Raw genomic sequence first — 22,328 nt, 5'->3', positions numbered from 1 at the left:
CGGGAGGGAGACCCTGACAGGTGCTTGCACCTTAAGTTAACGGCCAGAAACAAGAAAACCCCGCCCAAAGGCGAGGTCTTCTCAAAACAGCGGCGAGAGATCAGCTCAACAACTTGATCATCACACCCGCAGCCACCGCGGAGCCGATAACACCAGCCACGTTCGGCCCCATCGCGTGCATCAGCAGGAAGTTCTGCGGATTGGCCTCCAGACCAACCTTGTTGGACACCCGCGCCGCCATCGGCACCGCAGATACCCCGGCAGAACCGATCAGCGGGTTGATCTGCTCCTTGGTCAGCTTATTCATCAACTTCGCCATCAGCACACCACAAGCCGTACCGATACCGAATGCGACAATACCCAGCGCCAGAATACCCAGAGTCTGGGCGTCCAGGAACTTGTCCGCCATCAGCTTGGAGCCAACAGACAGCCCAAGGAAGATCGTGGTGATATTGATCAGGGCATTCTGGGCCGTATCGCTCAGACGCTCCACCACGCCACACTCCCGCATCAGGTTACCGAAGCAGAACATACCCAGCAGCGGTGCCGCATCCGGCAGGAACAGAACCACCGCAATCAGTACCACCAGCGGGAAGATAATCTTCTCCTGCTTGCTCACCGGGCGCAGCTGGGACATCTTGATGGCGCGCTCTTTTTCGCTGGTCAGCGCCTTCATGATCGGCGGCTGGATCATCGGCACCATCGCCATGTAGGCATAGGCCGAGACCGCAATGGCACCCAGCAGATGCGGAGCCAGAACACTGGACACGTAGATGGAGGTAGGACCATCCGCACCACCGATAATACCGATGGCGGCGGCTTCCAGGATGTTGAAATCCAGAACACCGGTCCAGTCCAGCAATGCAGCACCCAACACGGTTCCAAAAATACCGAACTGCGCTGCCGCACCCAGCAGCATGGTCTTCGGGTTGGCCAACAAAGGACCAAAGTCTGTCATGGCACCCACGCCCATGAAAATCACCAGCGGCCCGATGGTGCTGCCGATAACCACGGAGTAGAAGTTGTACAGCATGCCATGGCCATAACCGAAGTCCTGGGCAATGGAGTTGGCCATCGCCATCTCGGAGTAACTGGCCTCCTTGACGGCAACCTTGAAGGCTTCCTTCAGCTCGGGCGTCACCGCCTGGCCGGCCTGATAAGCCACATCTAGCGGCGCGGCCAGCGCGGCCAGAATCTGGCTCGCGTCGCTCTTGAGAGCGAAGTGGATGGCATTTTCCGCCGCAGTCAGGGCAAGCCCTGCCTCCGGGATGTTCGCCAGGATGCCGCCGAAACCGATTGGTATCAGCAGCAGTGGCTCAAAGCCCTTGCGAACTGCAAGGAACAGCAGAAGCAGGCCGATGGCGATCATGATCACCTGGCCGAGCTCGATGTTGAACAGGCCACTACCTGTCCAGAGTGTGATTAATTTTTCCATGGAATGCTGGCCCTTATGCGATTGTCAGCATTTCATCATCAGGGGATACGGCATCACCGACCTTGATGAAGACCTCACCGATGGTACCGGCTTTGGGTGCGCGAACTTCGGTTTCCATCTTCATGGCTTCGAGGATGATCAGGACATCGCCCTCTTCCACGGTGTCACCCGGAGAAACCAGAACCTTGAAGATGTTACCGCCCAGCGGTGCTACCAGAGGCTCACCTTCGCCGGCAGCAGGTGCCGGTGCCGAGGATGCGGCCGGTGCGGAAGCAGCACCACCCTCACCCTGGATCTGGCTGATCTCACCGCCTTCGGAAACAGCAACCACAAACTTCTTGCCGTTCACTTCCACGGTGTAGGTCTCGGGGCCTTCGGACTTCTTGGCCGGAGCGGCGCTTTCGGCGGTCGGAACCGGCTCGAATGCATCCGGGTTGCCACGGTTTTCCAGGAACTTCAGGCCGATCTGCGGGAACAGCGCGTAGGTCAGCACGTCGTCTACGGTGTTATCCGCCAGCTTGATGCCTTTCTCTTCGGCGAGCTTCTTCAGTTCGTCGGTCAGCTTGTCCATTTCCGGCTCAAGCAGGTCGGCCGGACGACAGGTAACGGGCTCTTTTCCGTCCAGAACACGCTCCTGCAATTCCTTGTTCATGGGCGCCGGTGCCGCACCGTACTCGCCCTTGAGGATTGCAGAGGTTTCTTTGGAGATGGACTTGTAGCGCTCGCCGGTCAGAACGTTCAGTACCGCCTGGGTACCCACGATCTGGGACGTCGGCGTTACCAGCGGAATGAAGCCCAGGTCTTCGCGGACCTTGGGAATCTCGTCCAGAACCTGGTCGAACTTGTCGCTCGCGTTCTGCTCACGCAGCTGGTTTTCCATGTTGGTCAGCATGCCACCGGGCACCTGGGCAATCAGGATGCGGGAATCGGTACCCCGGAGGCTGCCCTCGAACTTCGCGTACTTCTTGCGCACTCCGCGGAAGTATGAAGCGATTTCTTCCAGCAGGTTCAGATCCAGGCCGGTGTCACGGTCGGTGCCTTCCAGAATCGCCACCACAGCTTCGGTGGGCGAGTGACCGTAGGTCATACTCATTGAGGAGATGGCGGTGTCCACGTTATCGATACCGGCTTCCGCCGCCTTGATGGCAGTGGCGGTCGACATGCCAGTCGTTGCGTGGCACTGCATGTGGATCGGAATATCCAGTTCTTTCTTCAGACGGCTGACCAGATCGTAGGCCACGTACGGCTTGAGAATACCCGCCATGTCCTTGATAGCGATGGAGTCCGCGCCCATGTCGGCCACTTCCTTCGCCAGCTCGACCCACATCTCGATGGTGTGGACCGGGCTGGTGGTGTAGGCAATGGTGCCCTGGGCGTGCTTGCCGGTCTTACGAACGGCCTTGATGGCACGATCCAGGTTGCGAGGGTCGTTCATCGCATCAAAAATACGGAATACATCGACGCCATTCTCGGCGGCACGCTCACAGAAACGGTCCACCACGTCATCCGCGTAATGGCGGTACCCCAACAGATTCTGACCACGCAGCAACATCTGCTGCGGCGTGTTGGGCATGGCTTTTTTCAGCTCGCGGATGCGATCCCAGGGATCTTCGCCCAGGTAACGGATACAGGAGTCGAAGGTAGCTCCACCCCAGGATTCCAGAGACCAGAAACCGACTTTGTCGAGTTTCTCGGCAATGGGCAGCATGTCATCCAGCCGCATACGGGTGGCAAGCAGGGACTGGTGCGCGTCACGCAGAATTACGTCCGTAATCCCCAGCGGTTTCTTTGTGTCAGTCATCGTGTCAGCCTTCTGTTAAAAGGTTCTAATCTGTTACCGGGTCACTTCTTGTGGCGTGACCGGTATTGTGCAATCGCCTTCTTGATGGCCTCGGCAGTGTCAGGATCAACCGACGCGGGCGCCTTCGGCTTGGCACGTGGCGTTCTGGCCGGGGTTGCCGGCTCTGGTGGCGCAAACCGTCCAATGAGTTTGGACATGAGGAGTGTCGCGAATACCAGAACAATCAGGAACACGAACACGAAGCCCATACCTGCGATCATCAGATCAACGGCTTGTGACATCAGCTCATTCATATCGAACAGCTACCTGTATTGGTTTGTGTGATTTCCCCGCCTTGCCCGGTCCGACCACTTAGACTAAGGTCTTACAGCCTTATCGGGACAAATCGGGAGGCAAAATCCTGCGTAATTTACCGTTTTCGCGTGCCCCGAGCAACCTGAATGGGATTTGCCATACGCGCTTTCCGAGGCTCGTGGCCCGAATTGACAAATTTCCGCACCCCGGAGCCGTTCCGAATTCAGGCATATCGGACACGTATTTTCCGCCCCTTGATCCGCCCCTGTTCGAGGCGCTTCAGAGCCTTGGCTGCGAGCTCCCGATCGATCGCAACAAAGCACTGAAAATCAAACAGATCGATCTTGCCCACGGCCGCTCCGGGAATGCCCGCTTCACCGGTCAGCGCACCAAGGACATCACCGGGGCGCACCTTGTCCTTTCGGCCGCCGGCAATACACAGTGTCCGCATGGCCGGTGCCACGGGCCGGCGCGGCACCGCCAGCAGGGCTTCGGTATCGCCCCATGCCGCCGGCCGCTTACGGGCAGCCTCGAGCTGGCTGATCTTGTGGCCTTTGGCAGGTGTGCAAAGAGTTACCGCCAGGCCCTGTTCACCCGCGCGGCCAGTGCGGCCCACACGATGGGTATGAACTTCGGGATCCCTTGCCGGCTCGGCGTTGATCACCAGGGGCAGGGATTTGATATCCAGCCCCCGGGCAGCCACGTCAGTAGCTACCAGTACCGAGCAGCTCTGGTTGCCGAAACGCACCAGCACGCTATCCCGCTCCCGCTGTTCCAGATCCCCGTGGAGCGCTAAAGCGGAAAAACCACTGTCCCGCAGGCTGTCAGCAAGCTCATCACACTGCTGTTTGGTGGTACAGAACACGATGCAGGATGCGGGCTGGCGCTCAGACAGTACCGCCATGACCGCCCCGGCGGTGACACCGGAAGGAATTTCATAGAAGAGCTCACGGATATCCGGGTTGTCCCCAGCCGACTCCGCCCTCACATCTACAGGTTCGCGCTGGTAACGACTGCTGAGCTTACGGATGGCTTCCGGCCAGGTAGCAGAAAACATCAGGGTCTGGCGCGCGTCCGGCGTGTGGGAAAGGATGTCCTCCATCGCTTCCTGAAACCCCATGTCCAGCATCCGATCCGCTTCATCCAGGACAACCGTACTGGCCTTGTCCAGCTTCAGAGTACCCTTGCGCAGGTGATCCTGAATCCGCCCCGGCGTACCCACAACGATATGCGCTCCGTGGCTCAGGGAGCCGATCTGGGGGCCGATGGCAACCCCGCCACACAGGGTAAGCACCTTGATGTTCTTCCGGGCCCGGGCCAGCTCCCGCAAGGATTTCGCCACCTGGTCCGCCAGCTCACGTGTGGGGCAAAGCACCACCGCCTGCACGGCAAACAGTCGCGGCCGAAGGCCCTCGATCAATCCAATGCCGAAGGCCGCTGTTTTCCCGCTGCCGGTCTGGGCCATGGCAATAACATCCTTACCCGCCAGGCAATGGGGCAACGCCCGGGCCTGGATCTCGGTAGGTTGTTCGAAACCAAGCTGCTCAAGATTGGCAACCATGGCAGGTGAAAGACCAAATTCTTTAAAGGAAGACATACAAGAAAATCCCGGGGACAGCCGATGCTGGTTATGGAGGCAAAAACGAGCGCGTATACTACACCATCAGGATACCCGATTTGGTAAATAAAGAACGGAGCTACCGATGGCATCCCTACAGGATCAGTTACTGAAAGCCGGTCTGGCCGACGAGAAGAAAGCCAAGGCCATCCGCAGTGAGAAACGCAAACAACGCAAACAGCAGCCCAAGGGGGCGGTACAGGTCAACGAAGCGGAAATCCGCGCCCGCCAGGCCCGGGAAGAGAAGGCCGAACGGGACCGGCAGCTGAACCTCCAGCGCCAGAAAGAGGTAGAGAAAAAAGCCATCCAGGCCCAGATCCGTCAGCTGGTGGAAACCAACCGTCTGGATCGCAGCCGGGGCGAAACCTCCTACCAGTTCGTGGATGACAAGAAGATCAAGAAAATCCTGGTGGACGACACCATGGTGGATCAGCTCTCCCGTGGCCGTCTGGCGGTGGTTCGTCTGGGCGAGAACTATGATGTGGTGCCTGAAAAGGTCGCCCGCAAGATCATTGAGCGGGACGAAGGCGCCGTTGTGGTCCTGCACGACCGCAAGCAGGACGACCAGGGCGAGGACGATCCCTATGCCGGTTACGAGATCCCTGACGACCTGATGTGGTAGGTATTAGTAATAACTTCGCGCCCGGCGGCGCTGAACTAGACTGCAGGAACAGTCTCATTCGGGAGAATAACACCATGAAACTGAAAACCTCACTGATTCGCACCGCCGGCGTTGCCATGCTGGTCACCATGGTCAGCTTTCCCCTCGCAGCCCAGGAAGAAGAAGCCGTCTTCGGCCGGGAACTGATGACCCAGCAGGAGATGCAGGAACACCGCCAGACCATGCAGAACCTGAACACCCAGGCGGAACGGCAACAATACCTGCAGCGGCACCAAGAGCGCATGCTTGAGCGCGCCCGCGAGCGCGGCGTAGAGCTTCAGAACGGCCAGGGCCGCGGCCAAGGACAGGGCATGATGAATGGTCAAGGCCAGGGTCAGGGCCAAGGTATGATGAATGACCAAGGTCAAGGCCAAGGTCAAGGCCAAGGTCAGGGTCAGGGTCAGGGTATGATGAATGGTGGACAAGGTAACCGTGGTGGTAAAGGCTCCGGCGGCCAGGGTGGCGGCGGATAAACGACAGTCCACCGCTTTATCGGGCACAAAAAAACGGGGCTGAAAATTCAGCCCCGTTTTCGTTTACGGCGTGGACTACCAGAGATGGTATCAAGCGGTTCCGCGACGCTCGCGCGCCCAGAGGCCGGTAACCCAGGATGAATCCGAAGCCAACTGGTCTAAACCATCCTCGCCTTCATCGGCAAATCAGTTGGCAGGTACCGACAGTATCTATGTAAATCAGTGTCTTGCCGTCTACAGGTGGGGCCGAGAGGTTATCGGTTTTGACGCTATCCATGGTTGCCGCGAATACCGCGGGCGATACACCCAGAACCGAACACATAACCGCAGCGGGCCTGCTAATCTTTGGGGTGAACCCAATGTGCCCCGCTCTGAGACTGGTAGCCTGTGTGGGACAAGTATAATTCGGGACAGGAAACCTTATCAGCAGGTACGACAATGACCGACCTTGCATCTGACACGCCCGCAACCAAAAGTCGCCGGTCACCCACCCCTCCCCACAGCTGCCTGAAGCGTTATGGCATCGACGGTCGAGGCCGTGAAGTGGACCTGTGCGGCCAGGCTGCCAGTGACCACCCGGAGTTTGCGGCGTTTCTGGTCAACTGCGGTATCGACTTTCTCTCGGTGAGTCCGGACAGTTTCCTGCGGGTGAAAGAACAGGTTGCACGAGCCGAATCCGCGGGAGACCCGTCATGAGCAGCAGCGCGAGACCTTCGGAGAGCCAGGGCAGCATTACTGCAGTCCGGGGAAACGTGGTGGACGTGCAGTTCAGCTCCGCCCTGCCCTCCCGCAACGCCGAACTGCGGACCGGCAAGGACTGGCAGGTAATTCTGGAGGTGCAGACTCACCTCAATACCACTACCGTACGCTGCATCGCCATGAACTCCACCCGGCGACTCGCCCGGGGCGTGCCGGTCAGACAGACCGGAGCGGGACTGAAGGTGCCGGTTGGCCCCTCTCTGCTGGGCCGCATGATGAATGTGTTCGGCAAACCAGTAGATGGTGGCCCGGCCATCGAGACCACCGAGTACTGGCCCATCCACCGCCCGATGCTGCCACTTGCAGAGCGCACCACCAGTACTGAGATCTTTGAAACCGGGATCAAGGCCATCGATCTGCTCGCACCCATGGAGCGCGGTGGCAAATCCGGCATGTTCGGGGGCGCGGGCGTTGGCAAGACAGTGCTGATCAACGAGATGATCAACAACATGGCCGAGCAATATGAGGGCATCAGCCTGTTCTGCGGCATTGGCGAGCGCATGCGCGAGGCCGAGGACATGTACAGTTCAATGCAGGAATCCGGTGTGCTGGAGAAATCGGTGCTCGTCTATGGCCAGATGAACGAACCACCCGGCGCGAGGTTCCGGGTTGGCCATGCCGCGCTGACCATCGCGGAGCATTTCCGGGATGTGCAGAAGCGGGATGTTCTGCTGCTGATCGACAATGTGTTCCGGTTCGTGCAGTCTGGTACCGAAGTTTCCGGCCTGATGGGGCGGATTCCGTCCCGGGTCGGCTACCAGCCCACCCTGGCCACCGAACTGGCGGCACTGGAAGAACGGATCTGCAGCTCGCGCAATGGCAGCATTACCTCGGTTCAGGCGGTCTATGTACCAGCGGATGACCTGACCGACCCTTCCGCCACCCATATTTTCTCCCACCTGACCGCCTCCATCGTCCTGTCCCGGAAGCGGGCCAGCCAGGGTTTGTACCCCGCCGTGGATCCTCTGAAAACAGACTCGAAGATGCTGACTCCAACGATAGTCGGCCATCGCCATTACCGGGTCGCGCAAGCGGTGCGAAGCACCCTGGCGGAATATGACGATCTCAAGGACATCATCTCCATGCTCGGGATGGAGGAACTCTCCCGAGAGGACCGGGCCACAGTGAGCAAGGCCCGAAGGCTGGAACGTTTCCTGACCCAACCGTTTTTCACCACCGGGCAGTTCACCGGCAAGGGCGGTCGCCTGGTGCCCCTGGAAAAAACCATCGCAGGCTGTGAGCGGATACTGGCCGGCGAGTTCGAAAAGGTCAGCGAAAAGGCCCTTTACATGATTGGTGACATCGACGAAGTGGACATCCCGGAGGCCAGTCGTGAGTCCTGATCAACTATCGACTCCGGACTCCATGCACCTTCGCCTGTTGCTGCCGACGGAAGTGCTTCTGGAGCAGTCCGTTTCGAAAATCATTGCCGAAGCGGAAAACGGCGAGTTCTGTCTGCTGCCCAGGCACATCGATTTTGTGGCAGCACTGGTGCCGGGCGTTCTTTCCTTCTATACCAGTGAGGGAGAGGAACACTTTGCCGCAGTGGACCGGGGCATCCTGGTGAAGTGTGGGCGCGATGTGTTTATCTCCACGCCCCAGGGCGTCACCGGAACCGATATCGCGGAGCTACAGGAACTGATCGAGGAACGCTTCCTGGAGCTTGATGAGCACGAGCGAAGGGCCCGCGGCGCACTTGCCCGACTCGAGGCCGGTGCCCTGCGGCGATTCCTTGATCTCAGGGAGCAGTTCCATGACTGACAAACCCAACCCGCCAGGCTCTGACAACGACCCCGGGGACCTCGGCAGCACCGTTGGGCGCCGGGCAAGGCGCAAGCAGAAGGCCCGGGCAGAGGGCCGCCGCACTGCCTGGTTCGGACTGGGCATGTTCGGACTGGTAGGCTGGTCCGTAGCGGTCCCTACCCTGATTGGCATCGCAATTGGCGTCTGGGCCGACCGGCGCTGGCCCGGTGAGGTGTCCTGGACCCTGACACTGCTGATTATCGGGGTGGCACTGGGCTGCCTGAACGCGTGGTACTGGATCAAACAGGAGAGTGAGGATGAGTGAAGGGGTATCCCTTGCCGGATTTGTGACGGGCCACATAGCCAGTTTCGGGCTGGGTGTCCTGCTCGGAACCGTCTTTCTCTGGGGGCTATGGCTGACCGTCCAACGGCTGCCAACGGCTGCCCATCCGGCCATAATGATGCTGGCCAGCCTCCTGTTACGTTTTGGTGTGACCCTGGCCGGATTCCTGGTGATAGCCCGGATCGGCAGCTGGGAGCATCTCCTGGTGGCGGCCGCCGGCTTTACCCTGCCCCGCTTGATGATCGGCCGCCGGCTTAAGTCCACACTGGGCAGGGAGGATCCACAGGCATGACCATTACGCCAGACAGCGTTATTTATTGGCAATGGGGCGATTTCGCCCTGAATGCAACCATCGTGTTTACCTGGCTGGTGATGGCCCTGCTGACCCTGGTGTCCTGGCTGGTGAACCGGAAACTGTCGGAAGGCCACGACCTGTCACGCTGGCAAAACCTTCTGGAAGTGGTGGTGATCGGTATCCGGGACCAGATCGCCCAGGTAAGCCATCAGCAGCCAGGGCCTTACCTGCCTTTCGTGGGCACCCTGTTCCTGTTTATTGCGATGGCCAACCTGCTCAATGTAATTCCCGGTTACATGGCCCCCACGGGATCGCTGTCCACCACAACCGCCCTCGCCATATGCGTGTTTGTTGCCGTGCCGGTTTTCGGCATTGCCAGCAAAGGCGCCGGGGCCTACCTGCAGCATTACATCAAGCCGACCCCGCTGATGCTACCGTTCAATGTGATCGGGGAGATTTCCCGCACGGTTGCCCTGGCTGTCCGCCTCTATGGCAACATCATGAGCGGGACAGTGATCGTCGCCATCCTGCTGAGCCTGACACCCTACTTCTTTCCTGTGGTCATGCAATTATTGGGGCTGCTTACCGGCATGATCCAGGCCTATATCTTTGCCATTCTCGCCATGGTCTATATCGCTTCGGCGACCACGGTCCATGAGCATGGCGAGCCAGACGAACCTCAGCAGAAAACACCACCGTCCAAACAGTAAAGGAGTTGCCTATGGACAGCATTTCTCTGATCGGCATGGTTTCAGTCATCACCGCAGGCCTGACCATCGCCATCGGCTCCATCGGGCCCGCGTTCGGAGAAGCCCGGGCCGTCGCCCAGGCCCTGAGTGCCATCGCCCAGCAGCCGGATGAATCTGCCACGATTACCCGTACCCTGTTCGTGGGCCTGGCCATGATCGAGTCGACCGCAATCTACTGCTTTGTGGTGGCCATGATCCTGATCTTCGCCAACCCATTCTGGGATCATGTGACGGCCGTTGCCGGAGGCTGATCCATGGAAATCAACTGGATCACGGTATCGGCCCAGGTTGTCAATTTCCTGATCCTGGTCTGGCTGCTCAAGCACTTTCTCTATCAGCCGGTTACCCGGGCCATGGACCGGCGTGAGCAGAAAATCCGCAACCGCATGGACGAGGCGGACAGCCGCGAACAGCAGGCGATGAAGGAGAAGGAAAGCTACCAACAGAAACTTGCGAGCTTTGAGAAAGAGCGTGAGGAACTGCTGGAAGAAGCGCGCCAGGAAGCCCGACAGACACGAAGCCAGATGCTGGATCAGGCGCGAGAGGAAACCGCCCGCGCTCGCAACCACTGGATGCGTGAGGTGAGCGAAGAAAAGACGGCTTTTATCGACGGAATGCGGCATCAGTCCCTGGACGTGGTTGAGTCCGTTATCCGGAAGGCCCTGCAGGACCTTGCGGACGAACGCCTGGAGGAGCGGATTGCCCATACCTTTGTCCGGCAACTAAACTCGCTGGATGAAGAAACCCGGGAGGCCATGGGGCATTCCGGGGAACCTGCCACCATTGCCAGTTCCTTCGAGCTTGAACCGGCCCAGCGAAGCACCTTGACCCGAGCGATTCACGATCTGATTGGTGCTGACCTGGCGGTGAACTATACGCGGGCGCCAGAGCTGATCTGCGGCATCGAACTGACCTGTGAAAGTCAGCGGATCAGCTGGAACCTGTCGGACTACCTGGAAGAGATGACCGCAAGTATCGAGAAAGCGTTTGAGCCTCTTCAAACAGGCGGGCCGGGAGCCTGATGCCATGCTGATACAAATGCTCGATGACACCATGGCGACGATGAAGACCGTCACCCGGGACAACAGATTCACCCTGCACAGCCAGGAAACCGGGACCGTAATGCAGGTCGGTGGCGGCATTGCCCGGGTGCGGGGTCTGGCCAGTGTTACTTCGGAAGAGCTGGTGCAGTTTCCCGATGGCGTTCTCGGGGTGGCCGTCAACCTGGAGCCGAATGAAGTGGGCATCATGCTGCTCGGCGATAGCGACAACCTCAATGCAGGAATACGGGTGACGGCAACCGGCCGGGAAACCGACACCCCGGTGGGCGAGGGGCTGCTGGGCCGGGTGATTGATGCCACGGGCCGGGTGCTGGATGGCGGCAAGCCACTGGAGGTCCACGAACGCCGCCCCATTGAACGGCCGGCGCCGGAAATCATCGAACGGGCACCGGTGACCACCCCGCTGGAGACCGGCATCAAATCCATAGATGCTCTCATTCCCATTGGCCGGGGGCAACGGGAACTGATCCTGGGAGACCGCCAGACCGGCAAGACCTCCATTGCCATCGACACCATCATAAACCAGCGTGGCAAGGGCGTGGTGTGCATTTACTGTGCCGTTGGCCAGAGGGCGACCTCGGTTGCCAAGGTGGTGGAAACCCTCCGTCAGCACCGGGCCATGGAGCACACGGTAGTGGTGGTGGCCTCGGATGACAATCCGCCGGGCCTTCGTTTCATTACCCCCTACGCAGCGACCACCATGGCCGAATATTTCATGGAACAGGGCCAGGATGCGCTGATCGTCTACGATGATCTGACTCGCCACGCCCGGGCCTACCGGGAACTATCACTGCTGCTGCGCAGGCCACCTGGCCGGGAAGCCTACCCTGGCGATATCTTCTACATCCATTCCCGGTTGCTGGAGCGCAGCACGCACTTGCGCAGCGAGTTCGGGGGCGGCTCGCTGACCGCTTTGCCGGTGATTGAAACCCAGGCCCAGGATATTTCCGCCTACATTCCCACCAACCTTATTTCCATTACCGACGGTCAGGTCTACCTGTCACCGACGCTGTTCCAGAAAGGCCTCTTACCCGCCATCGACGTGGGCAAATCCGTCTCACGGGTTGGCGGAAAAACCCAGCATCCCTCCCTTCGCAGTGTGGCCAGCGACCTACGCCTCGCCTACTCTCAGTTCGAGGAGCTGGAAACGTTTGCCCGTTTTTCCACTCGCCTGGACAAGGATACCCGCGCCACCATCGAGCGTGGCCGGCGCGTCCGGGAAGTGTTGAAACAGGGCGAGCACCACCCCCTGCGAGCCAGCGAGCAGGCCGTCATTCTTTTTGCCGTGAACGCCGGGCTTCTGGATGATCTGCCCGCGGAATCGGTTTCAGAAAGGGAGCAGAATATTCAGCAGCACCTGTCGGCGACCTTGCCCGAAATCTGCGCGCAGATCGACGCCGGCAAGAAACTGGGCGACGAGCAGTGGCAGCAGACCACCGAAGCCATTAAGGAGGCGCTGGCAACAGAGTTAGCGCCTTCAGACAAGGACCGGACCTGACATGGAATCCCTCGAACACCTGCGGAAACGGCTGGACAGCCTGGAAGATCTCCGCGGCATCGTCAAAACCATGAAGGCACTCTCTGCAGCCAATATTCACCAGTACGAGCAGGCAGCCCGGGCACTTTCCGGCTACTACCGCACGGTCGAGATGGGGCTGCATGTGGTTCTCAAGGGCTTTGATCCCTCAAGCTTTGCCGGGGGTTCACCCTCCGGCGACCACCGTCTGGGCGCTGTCATTTTCGGCTCTGACCATGGGCTGTGCGGCCGTTTTAACGAGGATATTGTTGAATATTCTCTGGAACGCATGGAGAGCATTCCGGCGGACAGAGATAGTCGGCGAATACTGGCCGTGGGTGCACGGGCAGCCGCCAGCCTGGAACATGCCGGACAGACCATCGAGGAGGAGTTTCCGGTGCCGGGGTCAGCAAGCCAGATTACCAAGACGGTCGGCCAGATCCTTCTGAAAATTGACGAATGGCGGGAACAGGGTGGTGTGCATTATGTCTACCTGTTCTACAACCGCCACTCCAGCATGCAGGGCTACCACCCCACCGGCGTTGAGTTGTTACCGGTAAACCTGCGGCGGTTTCACCGACTGGAAGAAGAGCCCTGGCCCTCCCGAAGCCTGCCGACCTACACCATGGACCGGCGGGCGCTGTTTCGCCGCCTGCTGGACCAGTACCTTTTCGTACTTCTGTTCCGCGCCTGCGCAGAATCTCAGGCCAGTGAACATGGAGGGCGTCTGGCCGCCATGCAGGCGGCCGAACGTAATCTGGAGGAAAGGCTCGGTGACGTTACGATGGACTACAGACGCGCCAGGCAGACGGTCATCACCTCGGAACTCCTGGACCTTGTGGCCGGATTCGAGGCCATTGAAACCGATGCCGGGCGGCCGCGTTAGCCGTTACTCATCGCGGTTCCAGTAAACCCGGACCAGGTTGGATTCCTTGGTGTACTGGATTTCCAGCTCACCGTCGTAGGCCCGCTCAATGGCTTCACCCGTGCCCCGGGGCAGGTGTAGATCGGTAAATTTCACCACCAACTCCCCTTCCGGACCATCCTCGACGCCCATCAGTCGCTTCATGGGATGATCGGCCTTTTCTTCCTCGACCTTGTTATAGATAAGTTTAAGAATTTCATCCCGATGCTTTCCGAGGAACACACCAGAGAGAGTGAGAATGCCTGCCGGCATGTCATCCCGGATTCGTTCACAGGCGGGGCACATCATCTCGTGGGCCTCCCCGACCGGCTCCGCCGACCACTGCCAGCGCCCCTTGTGAAAAACAGCACGGCACTCGGGGCACACGGTGGGTTCCTTAGGCTTGCTCCTGGCCATATATGGGTCGTGAATCTCCTCCTTGATTAGCCTGTCGCCACGACCGCGTTCGGCTACATCACCATCTTTTCCGCTCATACATTTGCTCCTTTCCCTGTTAATCCGGAATGTCGGTGTCAGTGCAGCCTGTGTCGCTCGAAGATTTCCCGGACCTCCCGCTCGGTTTCTTCCGGCACGATGACCTTAACGACCTTGGCGTCTTCGTCGATGTAGATGTTATCCCTCGGGATGCCAGTCGCAATCAGGTCATCCCAGGTGTTCTTGGCCTGGTCGTGATCGTCGTAGGAGCCATTCAGGGTTTTATTCATTGTCGGACCTCCGTGCCATATTATTTGCTTGCAACTTGAAGAATAGGCAGGAGGGTGAGGATTGTGCAAATAGTGATCGGTCAGAAATTGATTCGTGGCAAGTCCTTTCTGCCTCCACTCAGCCCCCTTTTCCCGTCCAACGCCAATCCCGGATTTCCGGCATATCCTGCCCTTCCCTGTCAATATACTGCTTGTGTTCGGTCAGCCGGTCCTGCATATGCTGCTTGAGGTAGGCCCCTCTCTGCATGAGATGCGGTACACGATCTACCACATCCATCACCAGATGGAATCGATCAATGTCATTCAGCACTGCCATATCGAAAGGTGTTGTCGTCGTGCCCTCTTCCTTGTAACCGCGCACATGCAGGTTCCGGTGATTCGTTCTCCGATAGGCCAGGCGATGAATCAGCCAGGGGTAGCCATGGAATGCAAAGATAATCGGCTTGTCGGTCGTAAACAGCGAATCAAAGTCCCGTTCCGAAAGCCCCACGGGATGCTCCTCTTTCGGTTGGAGCGTCATCAGGTCAACCACGTTGATTACCCGAACCTTCAGCTCCGGCACATGCTCACGCAGGAGTTTGACCGCCGCCAGGGTCTCGACGGCAGGCACATCGCCCGCACAGGCCATCACCACGTCCGGCTCACCGTCCTGGTCGTTACTGGCCCACTCCCAGATCCCGATACCGGCGCGGCAATGCTTGATTGCCGAGTCCATGTCCAACCACTGGGGGCTGGGCTGTTTACCCGCAACAATGACATTGACCTTGTCCCGGCTGCGCAGGCACTTGTCGGCAACGTATAAAAGCGTGTTGGCATCCGGCGGCAGATACACCCGCACGATGCTGGCTTTTTTGTTAACCACGTGATCGATAAACCCGGGATCCTGATGGGAGAAACCATTGTGATCCTGGCGCCAGACATGGGAAGTCAACAGAATGTTGAGCGAAGCTACCGGTCTGCGCCAGGATATACCCTGACTCACCTTCAGCCATTTCGCATGCTGATTGAACATGGAATCGATGATGTGGATGAACGCTTCGTAGCAGGAAAAGAACCCATGGCGTCCGGTCAGCAGATAACCTTCCAGCCATCCCTGGCAGGTATGCTCGGAGAGGATTTCCATAACCCGGCCATCCGGTGATAAATGGTCATCGTAATCCATCCGCATTGCCTGCCAGGTTCGATCCGTCACCTCAAGAATGGCTCCGAGTCTGTTGGACACCGTTTCGTCCGGCCCCATCACCCGGAAATTCCGATTTTCGAGGTTCTGCGCCATGACATCCCTGAGGTAGTCACCCAGGCGCCGGGTAGCTTCCCCCGGAACGGCGCCAGGCTGCGGAACCTCAAGGGCATAGCTGGCAAACTCCGGAAGCCGTAAATCCCTGAGCAGGAGACCTCCGTTGGCATGGGGATTGGCTCCCATCCGCTGAGTCCCCCGGGGAGCCAATGCCGCCAGCTCGGGCCGGAGAGTGCCGTTGTCGTCAAACAACTCCTCGGGCCGGTAACTTTTCATCCAGTGTTCAAGCACCCGAATGTGCTCGGGTTTGCTGGCAAGCTCGGCAAAAGGAACCTGATGCGCACGCCAGTAGCCCTCGACCCTGAGGCCATCAACCTCCTCGGGGCAGGTCCAGCCCTTGGGGGTTCGCAGAATGATCATTGGCCAGCGGGGCCGCTCCTCACTCCCGCCCTCCCTGCCATGGGACTGGATCGACCAGATCTCGTCCAGAACCTCATCCAATACCGCAGCCATCCTCTGATGGACCACCATCGGGTCATCACCCTCGACCAGGTAGGGCTTGTAGCCGTAACCGGAAAACAGCTCCTCCAGTTCTTCCGGGCTGATCCTCGCCAGTATGGTCGGATTGGCGATTTTGTAGCCGTTCAGGTGGAGAATTGGCAACACCGCACCATCAGTAACCGGATTCAGGAACTTATTGGAATGCCATGCTGTGGCGGCTGGTCCGGTCTCTGCCTCACCATCCCCCACCACGCAGGCCACGATCATATTGGGGTTATCGAAAGCAGCCCCGAACGCGTGACTCAGGGAATACCCGAGCTCGCCACCCTCATGAATGGAACCCGGCGTTTCCGGTGCGGTGTGACTGGGAATGCCTCCGGGAAAGGAGAATTGGCGGAAAAGCTTTTTCATCCCTTCTTCGTCCCGGCTCACACTGGGATAGACCTCGGAATAGGTGCCCTCCAGATAGGTGTTGGCAACGATCCCCGGCGCTCCATGGCCAGGCCCGGTCACGTAAATCATGTTCAGGCCCCTGGTCCGTATCACCCGATTCAGGTGCACGTACACCAGGTTAAGGCCGGGCACCGTTCCCCAGTGTCCCAGTAGCCTCGGTTTTATATGCTCCAGTTTCAGAGGCTGCCGCAGCAGCGGGTTGTCCAGCAGATAGATCTGGCCGATGGACAGGTAATTCGCAGCCCGCCAGTAGGCGTCGATTCGCTCCAGCTCATCCGGCTCCAAAGGCGCCGGTTCCGAAGTATTTAGCTTCCCGTTTCCTGACATCGGATTGCTCCTCTGGGATGATTGGTTCACAAGGTAAATTCCTCATGCAGCTTCGGCACGATCACCTGTGCTAAACCGTGTGAGGCGTCGGTGCCCAATGCTTTCAGGGTCTCTTCGAGGGGCTGATCGGCGTATTCGTCCGTTTTTCTTTCCATGATGCTGTCGTTTCCCTGAGCGTTGCACCGGCGGGGATCGGTCATGCGAGCATTGAGGGGGAGTGGGGACTCCCGCCTGATAAAAATAGTAAGGCGGGTGTCGGCTGTCCACGTGACAGCCATGGGGAGGAAATAAAAAACCCCGCTCATGGCGGGGTTCTTTATTTAATATGGCGCGGCTGGGAGGATTAGGCAGGCCTTCGGCCCTTCCCCTTCGGGGCCGCCGTCGCTTCGCTCCGGCGTTCCTCAGCACACTTCGTGTGCTTCGGTCGAACCTCTTATCGGTTCAAATCCTCCCAGCAATACATAGCAAAACGCCTCAGCCTGTGGGGTACACAAACTGAGGCGCTTCGACTTTAATATGGCGCGGCTGGGAGGATTCGAACCTCCGACCGCCTGGTTCGTAGCCAGGTACTCTATCCAGCTGAGCTACAGCCGCTTAAAACTTCACATTGTTGGCTAACCAACTTTTTTCACTGAAATCAAGAGGGTTTTGAATAAGTGGCGCGGCTGGGAGGATTCGAACCTCCGACCGCCTGGTTCGTAGCCAGGTACTCTATCCAGCTGAGCTACAGCCGCGCATCAACACTCTTATTTCAGACTTCATTCTGAATAGTCAAGTGCAACCTCAACGGTCCTCTGCCTTCCGCAAAATGGAAATGGCGGAGAGGGAGGGATTCGAACCCTCGGTACGATTGCTCGTACGGTTCCTTAGCAGGGAACTGGTTTCAGCCACTCACCCACCTCTCCTTGAGAACGGGGCGTATACTACCATAATTTTTCTGTTTTCATAGGGTTGACACGAGATTTTTCAGCCTCGATTCACCCGGATATAAAAAAAGCCGTTCGGGTTAATCCTGAACGGCTTTTTTCTGATCAACGATTGCCCGGTTCCGGCTCCTCGGAGCCTTTTTCGGACTGAATCCGCTGATAGATTTCTTCGCGGTGTACCGCAACATCCTTCGGGGCGTTTACACCAATGCGAACCTGGTTCCCCTTGACTCCCAGAACGGTGACAGTGATTTCATCACCGATCATCAGAGTTTCGCCAACGCGGCGAGTCAAAATCAACATATCCCTTACTCCCTATCCAGAGCTTCTGCCTGTTCCGAAAAAATGGTTTAACGTACTTTTTGTACTTCTTGCTTTTATAATGGGATCACTAATCGATCAACAGACGCACATTCACTTATGCGAATGCGCTTCCTGATAGATTCAATCAATGACTCCCTTGTTATGAGACCCTCGGATAAGTCTGGCATCCGTTGGTTCAGGCCCCTTCTTGCACCCCGTTCTTGTCGAGCTCGAAAGCACTATGCAGTGCCCGAACGGCAAGTTCGAGATATTTCTCATCGATCACCACGGAAATTTTGATTTCCGATGTGGAGATCATCTGAATATTGATACCTTCATTCGACAGCGCTTCGAACATCCGGGAGGCAACACCCGCGTGAGAACGCATGCCCACACCCACGATGCTGACCTTGGCAATCTTGCTGTCGCCAACCACTTCACCGGCGGTCAGTTCATCGGCAACGCCCTGAAGCACTTCCTTCGCCCGCTTGAAGTCGTTCCGGTGCACGGTAAACGTAAAGGCGGTCTTGTTATCCTCGCCAACGTTCTGGACGATCATGTCCACTTCGATATTGGCGTCGCTGACCGGTTTCAGTATACGCGAGGCACTGCCCGGGGTATCAGGCACACCGGAAATAGTCAGTTTGGCTTCATCGCGGTTAAAAGCAATGCCGGAAACAACCGGTTGTTCCATGGCGTTTTCATCCTCAAAAGTAATCAGGGTGCCCTCGCCTTCCTGAAAGCTGGACAGCACCCGTAATGGAACGTTGTATTTACCTGCAAACTCGACGGAACGAATCTGGAGCACCTTCGACCCCAGGCTCGCCATCTCGAGCATTTCCTCGAACGTGATCCGCTCCAGGCGGCGTGCACTGTCAACGACCCGTGGATCGGTGGTGTAAACACCATCCACATCAGTGTAGATCTGGCACTCATCCGCCTTCAACGCCGCTGCCAGCGCCACCGCGGTGGTATCGGAACCGCCACGGCCGAGGGTCGTGATATTGCCGTTCTCGTCGATACCCTGGAATCCGGCAACGACAACCACCCGGCCAGCATCGAGATCTGAACGCATGTTGTGCTCGTCAATATGTTGGATGCGCGCTTTGGTGTGGCTGCTGTCGGTGAGGATCCGCACCTGGGAACCGGTGTAGGAACGGGCATCACAGCCCCGTTTCTGCAGGGCCATGGACAGCAGGGCAATAGTAACCTGCTCGCCGGTAGAGACCAGTACATCCATTTCCCGAGGCGTGGGCTCTTCCATGATGTCATTGGCAAGAGCAATCAGGCGGTTGGTTTCGCCGCTCATGGCGGACACCACGACCACCACATCGTGACCTTCCTTACGGAACCGGCAGACCTTCTCGGCAACCGCTTCTATGCGCTCGGTGGTTCCCACCGAGGTACCACCAAATTTCTGAACCAACAGAGCCATGTCTTTCCCAAACTCCGATACGGGGAATCGCAGCGGGGCCATGCCCCGCCAATTAAAAGAAAACGGGCGGGATTATAAACCCCAGCCCGCTTCCGAAAACAGTTGCTTAAGCGATATTTTTTTCCACCCAGGCAGACACGCCTTCCAGGGCACCGGCCAGCCTGGACGGATCGTTGCCACCGCCCTGGGCCATATCCGGACGGCCGCCACCCTTGCCGTCCACCTCGGCCGCCAGGTGCTTCATCAGGTCGCCGGCCTTGATGCGATTCGTGGCGGACTTGGTCACGCCAGCCACAAGGATCACTTTGCCATCCTCGACCGTTGCCAGCACGACCACGCCCTCACCCAGCTTGTTCTTCAACTGGTCAGCGGTTTCCATCAGGGCCTTTCGGTCCGCGCCTTCCAGTTCGGCGGCGACGACCTTGAGACCGGCGACTTCCACCGCAGAGCCGGCGAGATCACTACCGGCGGAGCTGGCCAACTTGGCCTTGAGCGCGTCCACCTCTTTCTCGAGCTGCCGATTACGATCCAGAGTCTGCTGGACCTTTTCGACCACGGTTTCCCGGGTCGCGCGGACCAGCTTCGCGGCATCGCGGAGCGTTCTTTCGGTTTCCTCGACCCATTCCAGCGCACCGAAACCGGTTACCGCCTCGATGCGACGAACGCCTGAGGAAATGCCACTTTCAGAGGTAATGCGGAACAGGCCAATATCACCGGTGCGGGCCACGTGAGTACCACCACACAGCTCGACGGAATAATTGTCGGTACCCATGCTCAGGACACGGACACTATTACCGTACTTCTCATCGAACAGGGCCATCGCACCTTTCTCCTTGGCGCTATCCATATCGGTGATTTCGGTCAGGACCGGCGTATTTTCCAGCACCTGCTCGTTCACCTGGCGCTCGATTTCCCTGAGCTGCTCCAGCGTGACCGCCTCGAAGTGGGAGAAGTCGAAACGCAGTTTGTCCGGATCCACCAGGGAACCCTTCTGGGTGACGTGTTCACCCAGCACCTTACGCAGGGCAGCATGCAGCAGGTGGGTGGCCGAATGGTTGCGCTTGGTGCGCTCACGCCGGGCATGGTCGATGCGGGCGTCCACTTCCAGGCCCGGGAACAGCTCACCCTCGATCACGGTACCGATGTGCAGGTGGTTGTCACCTTCCTTGCGGGTATCGTTCACCTTAAAACGGCCGCCGCTCCAGGTCAGCAGGCCGGTGTCGCCTACCTGACCACCGGATTCGGCATAGAAGGGGGTACGCTCAAGCACCACTACTGCCTCGTCGCCGGCCTCGGCGTTTTTCTCATCGGTGCCCACCAGCACGGTACGAATCCGCTCGTGGCCGTCAATATGGTCGTAACCGGTGAATTCGGTCTGGCCCTCAAGTTTCAGGCCGGTGGCGTTGTAGTCGATGCCGAACTTGCTGGCGGCACGGGCACGATCACGCTGGGCCTCCATCGCCTTTTCATAGCCTTCGTAATCCAGCGTCAGGCCTCGCTCCCGGGCGATATCGTTGGTCAGGTCCACCGGGAATCCGTAGGTGTCGTACAGGGTGAAGATGGTCTCACCCGGAATTTCGGACCCTTTCAGCTCGGCGATATCCTGCTCGAGCAGGCGCAGCCCCTTGTCCAGTGTTTTGGCAAACTGCTCTTCTTCCTGCAGCAGCACCTTCTCGATCTGCTTCTGGCTGCTGACCAGCTGCGGGTAAGCCTCGCCCATCAGCTTCACCAAGGCATCGGTGAGCTTGTAGAAGAACGGCTCGCTGGCACCCAGCTTGTTGCCGTGGCGCGCGGCCCGGCGGATGATCCGACGCAGCACGAAACCACGGCCTTCATTGGAAGGCATGACGCCGTCGGCGATCAGAAAGGCGCAGGAACGAATGTGGTCCGCAACCACTCGCAGTGATGCTTCGGTGGTAGCTACACCGCCCAGGATTTCAGAAGCGGCCTTCAGTAGATTCTGGAACAGATCGATTTCATAGTTGCTGTGAACGCCCTGCAGCACCGCGGTAATGCGCTCCAGGCCCATGCCTGTGTCTACAGACGGCTTGGGCAGATTTAACATTTCGCCATCGGCAGTACGGTTGTACTGCATGAACACCACGTTCCAGATCTCGATGTAGCGGTCGCCATCCTCTTCCGGGCTGCCAGGAGGGCCACCGGCCACTTCCGGGCCGTGGTCATAGAAAATCTCGGTACAGGGCCCACACGGGCCGGTATCGCCCATTTGCCAGAAGTTGTCGGAAGCGTAACGGGCGCCCTTGTTGTCACCAATGCGGACGATGCGGTCCGCGGGCACGCCGATTTCTTTGTTCCAGATATCGTAGGCCTCATCGTCCTCGGCGTAGACGGTCACCCAGAGCTTATCCTTGGGCAGGTTCAGCCACTGCTCACCGGTCAGGAAGGTCCAGGCGTAGTTGATGGCCTCGCGCTTGAAATAGTCACCGAAGCTGAAGTTACCCAGCATCTCGAAAAAGGTGTGGTGACGCGCAGTGTAACCGACGTTCTCGAGGTCGTTGTGCTTGCCACCGGCACGCACGCATTTCTGGGAGGTGGTGGCTCGGGTATAGTCGCGCTCTTCGCGGCCAAGGAAAACGTCCTTGAACTGGTTCATGCCCGCGTTGGTGAACAGCAATGTGGGATCGTCGTGGGGTACGAGCGAACTGCTCTCGACAATGGTGTGCCCCTGCTGCCTGAAATACTCGAGAAACGCCTGTCGCAACTCTGCGGTTTTCATAGACCTTTGATACCTTTCCAGAAACCCGGCGG

At 58.5% G+C, this 22,328-nt stretch carries 23 protein-coding genes and 3 tRNA genes; 11 read left to right on the top strand and 15 right to left on the bottom strand.

Going from position 1 to position 22,328, the window contains the following annotated elements; all coding sequences use genetic code 11:
• Window positions 1-100: 100 nt before the first annotated feature.
• The 4 genes from R6W86_RS13670 to dbpA all read right to left on the bottom strand — a co-directional run bounded on the left by R6W86_RS13670 (window position 101) and on the right by dbpA (window position 5,127).
• On the bottom strand, window positions 101-1,435 hold the full coding sequence (locus R6W86_RS13670; RefSeq protein ID WP_410329916.1) for a sodium ion-translocating decarboxylase subunit beta: 1,335 nt from the start codon (window positions 1,433-1,435) through the stop codon (window positions 101-103).
• Window positions 1,436-1,448: 13 nt separating this feature from the next.
• Window positions 1,449-3,236, bottom strand: coding sequence for a sodium-extruding oxaloacetate decarboxylase subunit alpha (oadA, locus tag R6W86_RS13665; protein ID WP_410329915.1), 1,788 nt, complete (start codon window positions 3,234-3,236; stop codon window positions 1,449-1,451).
• 41 nt (window positions 3,237-3,277) lie between these two features.
• Window positions 3,278-3,529, bottom strand: coding sequence for an OadG family protein (locus R6W86_RS13660; RefSeq protein WP_410329914.1), 252 nt, complete (start codon window positions 3,527-3,529; stop codon window positions 3,278-3,280).
• A 224-nt stretch (window positions 3,530-3,753) separates the two neighbouring features.
• Complete coding sequence (gene dbpA / locus R6W86_RS13655; protein WP_410329913.1) at window positions 3,754-5,127, bottom strand: ATP-dependent RNA helicase DbpA; 1,374 nt, start codon at window positions 5,125-5,127, stop codon at window positions 3,754-3,756.
• A 106-nt stretch (window positions 5,128-5,233) separates the two neighbouring features.
• On the opposite strand from dbpA, the gene R6W86_RS13650 reads away from it, so the two are divergent.
• Window positions 5,234-5,770: a DUF2058 domain-containing protein gene (locus R6W86_RS13650; RefSeq protein ID WP_410329912.1), complete on the top strand. Its 537-nt coding sequence runs from the start codon at window positions 5,234-5,236 to the stop codon at window positions 5,768-5,770.
• Window positions 5,771-5,859: 89 nt separating this feature from the next.
• Here the strand turns inward: R6W86_RS13650 and R6W86_RS13645 are convergent, their stop codons facing one another.
• A complete protein-coding gene (locus R6W86_RS13645) occupies window positions 5,860-6,294 on the bottom strand; it encodes a hypothetical protein (protein WP_410329911.1) in 435 nt (144 codons plus the stop codon).
• Between the two features lie 426 nt (window positions 6,295-6,720).
• On the opposite strand from R6W86_RS13645, the gene R6W86_RS13640 reads away from it, so the two are divergent.
• From R6W86_RS13640 to R6W86_RS13595, 10 genes are read left to right on the top strand one after another with little or no spacing between them, the layout of a single operon-like run.
• Complete coding sequence (locus R6W86_RS13640) at window positions 6,721-6,978, top strand: putative PEP-binding protein (RefSeq protein ID WP_410329910.1); 258 nt, start codon at window positions 6,721-6,723, stop codon at window positions 6,976-6,978.
• Window positions 6,975-8,384, top strand: coding sequence for a F0F1 ATP synthase subunit beta (atpD, locus tag R6W86_RS13635; protein ID WP_410329909.1), 1,410 nt, complete (start codon window positions 6,975-6,977; stop codon window positions 8,382-8,384). The genes R6W86_RS13640 and atpD overlap by 4 nt, the downstream gene beginning before the upstream one ends.
• Entirely contained in the window at window positions 8,374-8,802 is a 429-nt protein-coding gene (locus tag R6W86_RS13630; protein WP_410329908.1) for a F0F1 ATP synthase subunit epsilon, read from the top strand. The genes atpD and R6W86_RS13630 overlap by 11 nt, the downstream gene beginning before the upstream one ends.
• Window positions 8,795-9,109: an AtpZ/AtpI family protein gene (locus R6W86_RS13625; RefSeq protein ID WP_410329907.1), complete on the top strand. Its 315-nt coding sequence runs from the start codon at window positions 8,795-8,797 to the stop codon at window positions 9,107-9,109. The genes R6W86_RS13630 and R6W86_RS13625 overlap by 8 nt, the downstream gene beginning before the upstream one ends.
• The gene (locus R6W86_RS13620; protein WP_410329906.1) at window positions 9,102-9,419 is read left to right on the top strand and encodes an ATP synthase subunit I; all 318 of its coding nucleotides are present in this window, start codon (window positions 9,102-9,104) and stop codon (window positions 9,417-9,419) included. The genes R6W86_RS13625 and R6W86_RS13620 overlap by 8 nt, the downstream gene beginning before the upstream one ends.
• A complete protein-coding gene (locus R6W86_RS13615; RefSeq protein ID WP_410329905.1) occupies window positions 9,416-10,132 on the top strand; it encodes a F0F1 ATP synthase subunit A in 717 nt (238 codons plus the stop codon). The genes R6W86_RS13620 and R6W86_RS13615 overlap by 4 nt, the downstream gene beginning before the upstream one ends.
• A gap of 11 nt (window positions 10,133-10,143) precedes the next feature.
• Window positions 10,144-10,422 carry a F0F1 ATP synthase subunit C gene (locus tag R6W86_RS13610; protein ID WP_410329904.1) on the top strand — a complete coding sequence of 93 codons (279 nt, stop codon included), beginning with the start codon at window positions 10,144-10,146 and terminating at the stop codon, window positions 10,420-10,422.
• A 3-nt stretch (window positions 10,423-10,425) separates the two neighbouring features.
• Complete coding sequence (locus tag R6W86_RS13605; protein ID WP_410329903.1) at window positions 10,426-11,193, top strand: hypothetical protein; 768 nt, start codon at window positions 10,426-10,428, stop codon at window positions 11,191-11,193.
• A gap of 4 nt (window positions 11,194-11,197) precedes the next feature.
• The gene (locus tag R6W86_RS13600) at window positions 11,198-12,730 is read left to right on the top strand and encodes an alternate F1F0 ATPase, F1 subunit alpha (protein WP_410329902.1); all 1,533 of its coding nucleotides are present in this window, start codon (window positions 11,198-11,200) and stop codon (window positions 12,728-12,730) included.
• A 1-nt stretch (window position 12,731) separates the two neighbouring features.
• Entirely contained in the window at window positions 12,732-13,634 is a 903-nt protein-coding gene (locus R6W86_RS13595) for a F0F1 ATP synthase subunit gamma (protein ID WP_410329901.1), read from the top strand.
• A 3-nt stretch (window positions 13,635-13,637) separates the two neighbouring features.
• Here the strand turns inward: R6W86_RS13595 and R6W86_RS13590 are convergent, their stop codons facing one another.
• The 10 genes from R6W86_RS13590 to alaS all read right to left on the bottom strand — a co-directional run bounded on the left by R6W86_RS13590 (window position 13,638) and on the right by alaS (window position 22,296).
• Window positions 13,638-14,147, bottom strand: coding sequence for a BCAM0308 family protein (locus R6W86_RS13590; RefSeq protein ID WP_410329900.1), 510 nt, complete (start codon window positions 14,145-14,147; stop codon window positions 13,638-13,640).
• 38 nt (window positions 14,148-14,185) lie between these two features.
• Window positions 14,186-14,377: a hypothetical protein gene (locus R6W86_RS13585; RefSeq protein WP_410329899.1), complete on the bottom strand. Its 192-nt coding sequence runs from the start codon at window positions 14,375-14,377 to the stop codon at window positions 14,186-14,188.
• A gap of 118 nt (window positions 14,378-14,495) precedes the next feature.
• Entirely contained in the window at window positions 14,496-16,895 is a 2,400-nt protein-coding gene (locus tag R6W86_RS13580) for a phosphoketolase (protein WP_410329898.1), read from the bottom strand.
• Between the two features lie 26 nt (window positions 16,896-16,921).
• A complete protein-coding gene (locus R6W86_RS13575; protein WP_410329897.1) occupies window positions 16,922-17,200 on the bottom strand; it encodes a hypothetical protein in 279 nt (92 codons plus the stop codon).
• A gap of 212 nt (window positions 17,201-17,412) precedes the next feature.
• A tRNA-Arg gene (locus R6W86_RS13570) sits at window positions 17,413-17,489 on the bottom strand.
• A 63-nt stretch (window positions 17,490-17,552) separates the two neighbouring features.
• Window positions 17,553-17,629: transfer RNA gene (locus R6W86_RS13565), tRNA-Arg, on the bottom strand.
• Between the two features lie 81 nt (window positions 17,630-17,710).
• Window positions 17,711-17,800: transfer RNA gene (locus R6W86_RS13560), tRNA-Ser, on the bottom strand.
• Window positions 17,801-17,926: 126 nt separating this feature from the next.
• Window positions 17,927-18,124, bottom strand: a complete 198-nt coding sequence (csrA, locus tag R6W86_RS13555; protein ID WP_092002912.1) for a carbon storage regulator CsrA — start codon at window positions 18,122-18,124, stop codon at window positions 17,927-17,929.
• A gap of 196 nt (window positions 18,125-18,320) precedes the next feature.
• Window positions 18,321-19,559 carry an aspartate kinase gene (locus R6W86_RS13550; protein ID WP_410329896.1) on the bottom strand — a complete coding sequence of 413 codons (1,239 nt, stop codon included), beginning with the start codon at window positions 19,557-19,559 and terminating at the stop codon, window positions 18,321-18,323.
• A gap of 106 nt (window positions 19,560-19,665) precedes the next feature.
• Window positions 19,666-22,296, bottom strand: coding sequence for an alanine--tRNA ligase (alaS, locus tag R6W86_RS13545; protein ID WP_410329895.1), 2,631 nt, complete (start codon window positions 22,294-22,296; stop codon window positions 19,666-19,668).
• Window positions 22,297-22,328: the final 32 nt, after the last annotated feature.

This window comes from Marinobacter sp. (assembly GCF_046484525.1).
In the GTDB taxonomy this organism is placed as follows: Bacteria; Pseudomonadota; Gammaproteobacteria; order Pseudomonadales; family Oleiphilaceae; genus Marinobacter.
The sequence above is the reverse complement of the archived record's forward strand: the minus strand, read 5'-3'. Positions and strand labels throughout refer to the sequence as shown.